Here is a 5829-nt window from a genome sequence, read left to right as displayed (position 1 = left end):
AGCTTCGCGCGCTCGGCGCGGCCGGGGAAGCGGCGGGTCTGGAGCCGGATCTTGCTCGCATGGCGGATTGGAGCGGCTGCGTCGACATGCTGGACGGCATCCGTCGACGATATCAGGCCGCCTTTCTGCATAGCGGGTATTCGTCCGAGGTAGTAGAGAGCGTCGCGAAGGCGATTCGGTATGTCGAGGAGCATCTGGAAGAAGATTTTAGCCTCGTTGATGTCGCCGTAGCGGTTAATCTCAGCCGCAGTTACTTCAGCCAATGTTTCCGTGATATGGTGGGCAAGCCATTCGTTGAATATGTGCGCGCTGCGCGTATGGAACGGGCGAAGCGTCTGCTGGAAAGCACGGACAAACCTGTCTACTGGGTAGCGGAACGCTCCGGTTATGCCGACGAAAAATATTTCAGTAAAGTATTCCGCAGCCAATACGGGCTGCTGCCGCGCGAATACCGCACCCGCTATATCGGCACAAGTGGAGAAACGTCCAGCCCATAGTGGAATTTCGTCCGCTGCTTAAGTCCTTCTTTGGGCGACATAAGGCAAATATGCTCTTAATCAAGGACCGTTTCCCGACTTGGAAACGGTTTTTTTCATTTATAATAAAAGTGCGATCGCAAGCTGAACAGTTAATTAAACAAATATGCTAGGGGGATGTAACGTGTCAACACGATTTATCAGAAACTTCACTCTATTGTTTGTCTTGTCCGCCATGCTGACGACTGCCTGCACCGGAGGAGCGGGCAAGCCGGAGAGCACCGCTGGAACGGGGGGAGATACGGCGACAGCCAAGCCCGAGGCAACCACCATCGCCGAAGAGCACGATCCCTTTGGACGTTACGAGGAGCCGCTCGAAATTTCCATTGGCAAGTCGCTTAATTTGTCTGACAAATCGCTGCCGGAAGGAGATACGCCGATCAGCAACCAGTTTACGCGTTATCTGGAGAAGCGGCTGAATTTGAAGTTTAAGGCTTATTGGCAAGCGGGAGGCGAAGCTTACTCCCAGAAGGTAAGCGTAGCGACCGCCAGCGGCGATCTTCCCGACGCTATGGTCGTGTACTCTTACTCCGAGCTGCGCAAGCTGGTGGACGCCGGATTGGTAGAGGATATGACCGACGTCATCGAGCAATACGCGTCTCCGCTCGTCAAGGAAATCTATGCGGCGGGCGATCATGCGGCGACCAAGGCAGCCACGTTCGGCGGACGGGTGATGGCGATTCCCGCTTCGCAGGGACTGGGCGACTCGATGTACATGATGTTCATCCGCCAGGACTGGCTGGATAAGCTCGGGCTGCAGGCGCCGACCACGCTGGAGGAACTGGAGCATGTCATCGCTGAGTTTCTGGATAAAAATCCGGGCAACGTCAAGGATCAGATCGGCTTGCCGGCTTACAGCCTGTTCGGCATGACCAACAACTTCCCGACGCTGAATCCGATCTTCGCTTCCTACGGCGCATTTCCGACCAACTGGGTGAAGGACAAGGACGGCAATGTCATGAGCGGCCTGATCGCCCCAGAGACGAGAGAATCGCTGGCGAAGCTGAGAGAGATGTATGCGGCGGGTCTCATCGACAAGGAGTTTGCGCTGCGCAAGGATGTATTGGAGCCGATCATCAGCAACCGTACGGGCGTCTTCTTCGGACCGTGGTGGATGGGCTTCAACCCGCTCAACCAGTCGATGCAGAACGATCCGGAAGCACAATGGAAGGCATATCTGGCGCCGCTCGGCAAGGACGGCAAATACAACACGCATGTGCAATCGCCTTCTTCGATGTTCTATGTGGTGAAAAAAGGCTACAAACATCCCGAAGCGATCATGAAGCTGGTCAATGTGCAGACCGAAAACGAACAGGGCCTTGATCCCGACGCCGATATGGATCTCGGCGTGGACTGGGTCAACGAGCCGCTACGCGCGCCGGTCGACTTCCCGGATTCCATCGAAAAGGATGCTGAGAAAGTCATCAAGGCTCTGAACAACGAGCTGCCAGTGGATCAGCTTACGAGCAAACAGAAGCGCATTTATGAAAGCTGGCTTAAAACAAAAGACAACCCTACCTCAGATATTGCAGCTTGGTCGGAAGCCTTCTCCTATGTTGTCGGTGGCGGACAACTGCTCCAGCCTCAGCTCAATAAAGTGCCGAGCCTCTACTACGGCGAAACGAACACAATGGTGACGAAGGGAGCGGCCCTCGGCAAGCTGCAGCAGGAGGTGTTTAACAAAATTATTATGGGCTCAGCGCCGATCGAGGCGTTCGACCAATTCGTAAATGATTGGAAGAAGCAGGGCGGTGACGAAATAACGGCCGAGGTGGCCGAACTCCTGCAGCCATAAAACGATAAATGTGAAAGTGGTGCCCGCGACAGTCCGGCGCCACTTTCCTTTGAAGGGGGAGGAGCCATCATGGGGAGAAAAAAAACGTTTGCGCTGGACTACCATCTCATGCTTGCGCCCGGTATTCTGCTGCTGGTGCTGTTCTCTGTCGTGCCGATGTTTGGCATCGTTATCGCTTTTCAGCAATACAGTCCAGGCCGCGGCATCTTTCATTCGGAGTGGACGGGGCTTGACAATATCCGCTATATGTTTCAGTTGCGGGACAGCGGACTTATTTTTAGAAATACGTTGTTTATCGCCATTATGAAAATAGTGGGCAATCTGGCCGTGCCGATCGTATTCGCGCTGCTGCTGAACGAACTGCGGATGAGGCTGTTCAAGCGGATCGTGCAGACGGTCGTTTATTTGCCGCATTTTCTGTCATGGGTTATCCTGGCAGGTATTCTTACCGATATTCTGGGCTACAAGGGCTTGGTCAATCAACTGCTCAGCGTGTTTGATATCGAGCCGATTCTGTTCTTTGCCAGCAACAAGTGGTTCCCGGCGATATTGATCGGAAGCGAGGTGTGGAAAGAATTTGGTTTTAATACGATTGTGTTCCTCGCTGCTTTGGCAGGCATCAGCCCGGCGCTCTACGAGGCTGCGGCGCTGGACGGCGCGGGGCGCTGGCAGCGGCTGCGGCATGTGACACTGCCGGGTATGATACCTGTGATTGTGCTGCTCGCGACCCTGGGGCTTGGCAACGTGCTTAATGCGGGCTTCGATCAAGTGTTCAACTTGTACAATCCCGTCGTCTACGAGTCGGGCGATATCATCGACACTTATGTGTACCGCAGCGGTTTGATGGATGCCCAGTATGGTCTTGCCACCGCTGTCGGCTTGCTGAAGTCTGTTGTCAGCTTCGTGTTGATTATATGCTCTTACGTGCTGGCATCCCGCTTTGCCAATTATCGAATCTTCTGAAGGACGGACGTGAACAGCCATGATGAAATCCCATTCTCTGTCCGACAAGCTGGCGGACGGCCTGATCGCGCTGGTGCTAGGCGGCGCCGCCTTGCTGTCGCTTTATCCGATCTGGTATACGGTGGCCGTCTCACTGAGCTCCAGCGCCGCGGCAGCCGGTGGGCTGGTTAAGCTATGGCCGGTCCAATTCACGCTACAAGCTTACAGGACTATTATGGACGATCCCGCTTTTTTTCGCGCGTTCGGCGTTTCCTTGCAGCGTGTGGGTCTTGGGGCGCTGATCAACTTCGTGCTGACGGTGCTGATGGCGTATCCGCTGTCCAAATCCGCAGCGCAGTTCTCCGGACGCAATGTGTACATGTGGTTTGTTGTATTTACGATGCTGTTCAGCGGCGGACTGATTCCGTGGTATCTGACCATCAAGGAATATGAATTGCTGAATACGATCTGGGCGCTGGTGCTGCCGGGGGCGGTACCGGTGTTCAACGTCATCTTGACAGTCAACTTCTTCCGCAGTTTGCCGCGGGAGTTGGAGGAAGCTGGTTATATGGATGGCGCGGGGCCGTGGTATGTGCTGTGGAACATCTTTGTCCCGCTATCCGCGCCCGTGCTTGCGACCGTAACTCTGTTCAGCATCGTCGGCCATTGGAACTCCTTCTTTGACGGGCTGATCCTGATCAGCAATCCGGAGAAATATCCGTTGCAAACCTATGTGCAACAAATGGTCGTCCGTTTCAGTACGGAAAGTATGACGCCGGATCAGCTCAAAAATCTCGGGGAGCTGTCCAACCGGACGCTCAATGCGGCAAAAATATTTGTCACTATGCTTCCTGTACTGCTGATTTACCCGTTTCTGCAACGCTTTTTTATTCACGGAATTATGCTTGGATCGGTCAAAGAATAACAAGGAGGCTGCCCTGATGAACCGTCGTTTGAAAACGGGATTGCTGCTTGTATTAGCCCTTTTGCTTCTTTTTCCCATTCTGCCGGGCTCGAGCTTGCCCGCCGCGCAAGCGGCCGACGAGATTGGAGACACCGTGTACGCGCTGACGAGCCCGCCCAATGTGGACAGCCTTATTACTAGCGAACCGGACAAGGTGATCGCAGACCACTATTCGCTGTACGCCAAATCCTCATCGCCGGACTGGCGGGAATTTCTGCACTCCGACTCTGGCAAGCTCCCTCTGCTGCCGGGGAGCAGCTATTCGGTTACATTTAAATACAGAATCGCCGAGACGCCGCAGCATTACGCGTATTTTTTTGCATACACGCCTTCAGGCGGCAATGCGGAATCGTTGGGCTGGGCCGAGCTGGAGGGGGAGCCGGGGGAGGTTCATGAGTATACCGCTACGATCGATCTGACGACAAGCTCCCGAACGGACTACCACCTCGTCTTCGGACTCCGTGGCGTCGGAGCCGTTTCCATCGATGATATCGTAGTAAAGAGAGGCGGCGTGTCCGTCGACAAGGAATCATTCGAACCGGAGGCTCCGTTGTACCAGACCTATCTATACGCCCCGTCCTGGCCGGGACATGGCGTCGTGACGGATCTACCGGAGCAGATTATCGACGGGCTGTACGCGCTGCGGAGCGTTTCGGATCAGGGAGCCGAGTGGGTGGAGTTCTTGCATTCCGATCCCGTTCAGCTCACGCTGGAAGCTTCGCAAACTTATACGGTTCGCTTTCAGTATCGGGCTCTGCAGCCGCTGGGCGATTATTTATATTTTTTCGCCAAAAGTGATACGGGAGGCGAGCCTGCTTCCGCCTCCAGTTGGCAAACATGGGAGGACGACGCGGCCGCACAAACTTACACGGTAACGAAGCAGTTCCAACTCGGTCCTCATGATGATTACCGCCTGATCTGGGGTATTCGGGGCGGCGGCGCGGTATCCGTGGACAATATTGAGGTGTATAAAGGAAGCGTCGCAGGCAAGCTAGTCTACAAAGAAGGCTTCGAGCCGCTCAAGGCGCGTGATTTTGACGATACACCCTATCAGTCTCCATGGGGCGACGGCGGTTTCATCACCGCCAACAAAAGCAAGATTTTAAACGGGAGCTATTCTGTAACTGCCAAAACAACGACGGGCGTAGAGTGGAACGAGGTGCTGCACTCCGTTCCGTCTGAGCTTCCGCTCGCTGCGCAGGGCGAATATTTTATCGAATTCGATTACCGTATTATTCGTCCATCTCCTCTGACGTCGAAGCCGGCGAATGAAAAGTATTTTTACTTCTTTGCTTATTCGCCAACGGGATCAGCGGGCTGGACGCCGCTGGACGAGGATCGCGACGGCATGCCCGACAACGATGGCACCCTTAAGCTGGAGGGCGCGCCGGGTTACACGTACCACGTCGAGCATAAGTTCAAGCTGGGCAATTACAACGATTACCGACTGGTCTGGGGAATCCGTAATGGCGGCGAAATTTCGATCGATTCCATCAAGCTCTACAAGGACGGCAAGCTGATCTCCCATGAGGATTTCGAGCGCTTATGGACAGGGGATTATAGCGGCACGTATCTGGAGCAGCCGGAAATTG

At 54.6% G+C, this 5829-nt stretch carries 5 protein-coding genes; all 5 read left to right on the top strand.

Annotation, left to right across the window (positions count from 1 at the left end):
• A partial coding sequence (locus tag PAT3040_RS37625; RefSeq protein ID WP_181376924.1) for a helix-turn-helix domain-containing protein occupies window positions 1-497 on the top strand: 497 nt, incomplete at its 5' end.
• A gap of 163 nt (window positions 498-660) precedes the next feature.
• Window positions 661-2331, top strand: coding sequence for an extracellular solute-binding protein (locus PAT3040_RS29850; protein WP_181376923.1), 1671 nt, complete (start codon window positions 661-663; stop codon window positions 2329-2331).
• A gap of 69 nt (window positions 2332-2400) precedes the next feature.
• Complete coding sequence (locus PAT3040_RS29845; RefSeq protein ID WP_108995544.1) at window positions 2401-3294, top strand: ABC transporter permease; 894 nt, start codon at window positions 2401-2403, stop codon at window positions 3292-3294.
• Between the two features lie 19 nt (window positions 3295-3313).
• A complete protein-coding gene (locus tag PAT3040_RS29840) occupies window positions 3314-4198 on the top strand; it encodes a carbohydrate ABC transporter permease (RefSeq protein WP_087570071.1) in 885 nt (294 codons plus the stop codon).
• 16 nt (window positions 4199-4214) lie between these two features.
• A partial coding sequence (locus PAT3040_RS29835) for a hypothetical protein (RefSeq protein ID WP_181376922.1) occupies window positions 4215-5829 on the top strand: 1615 nt, incomplete at its 3' end.

Origin of the sequence: Paenibacillus agaridevorans (assembly GCF_003112455.1) — a bacterium.
In the GTDB taxonomy this organism is placed as follows: Bacteria; Bacillota; Bacilli; order Paenibacillales; family Paenibacillaceae; genus Pristimantibacillus; species Pristimantibacillus agaridevorans.
This window is presented reverse-complemented; position numbering and strand designations above follow the sequence as displayed.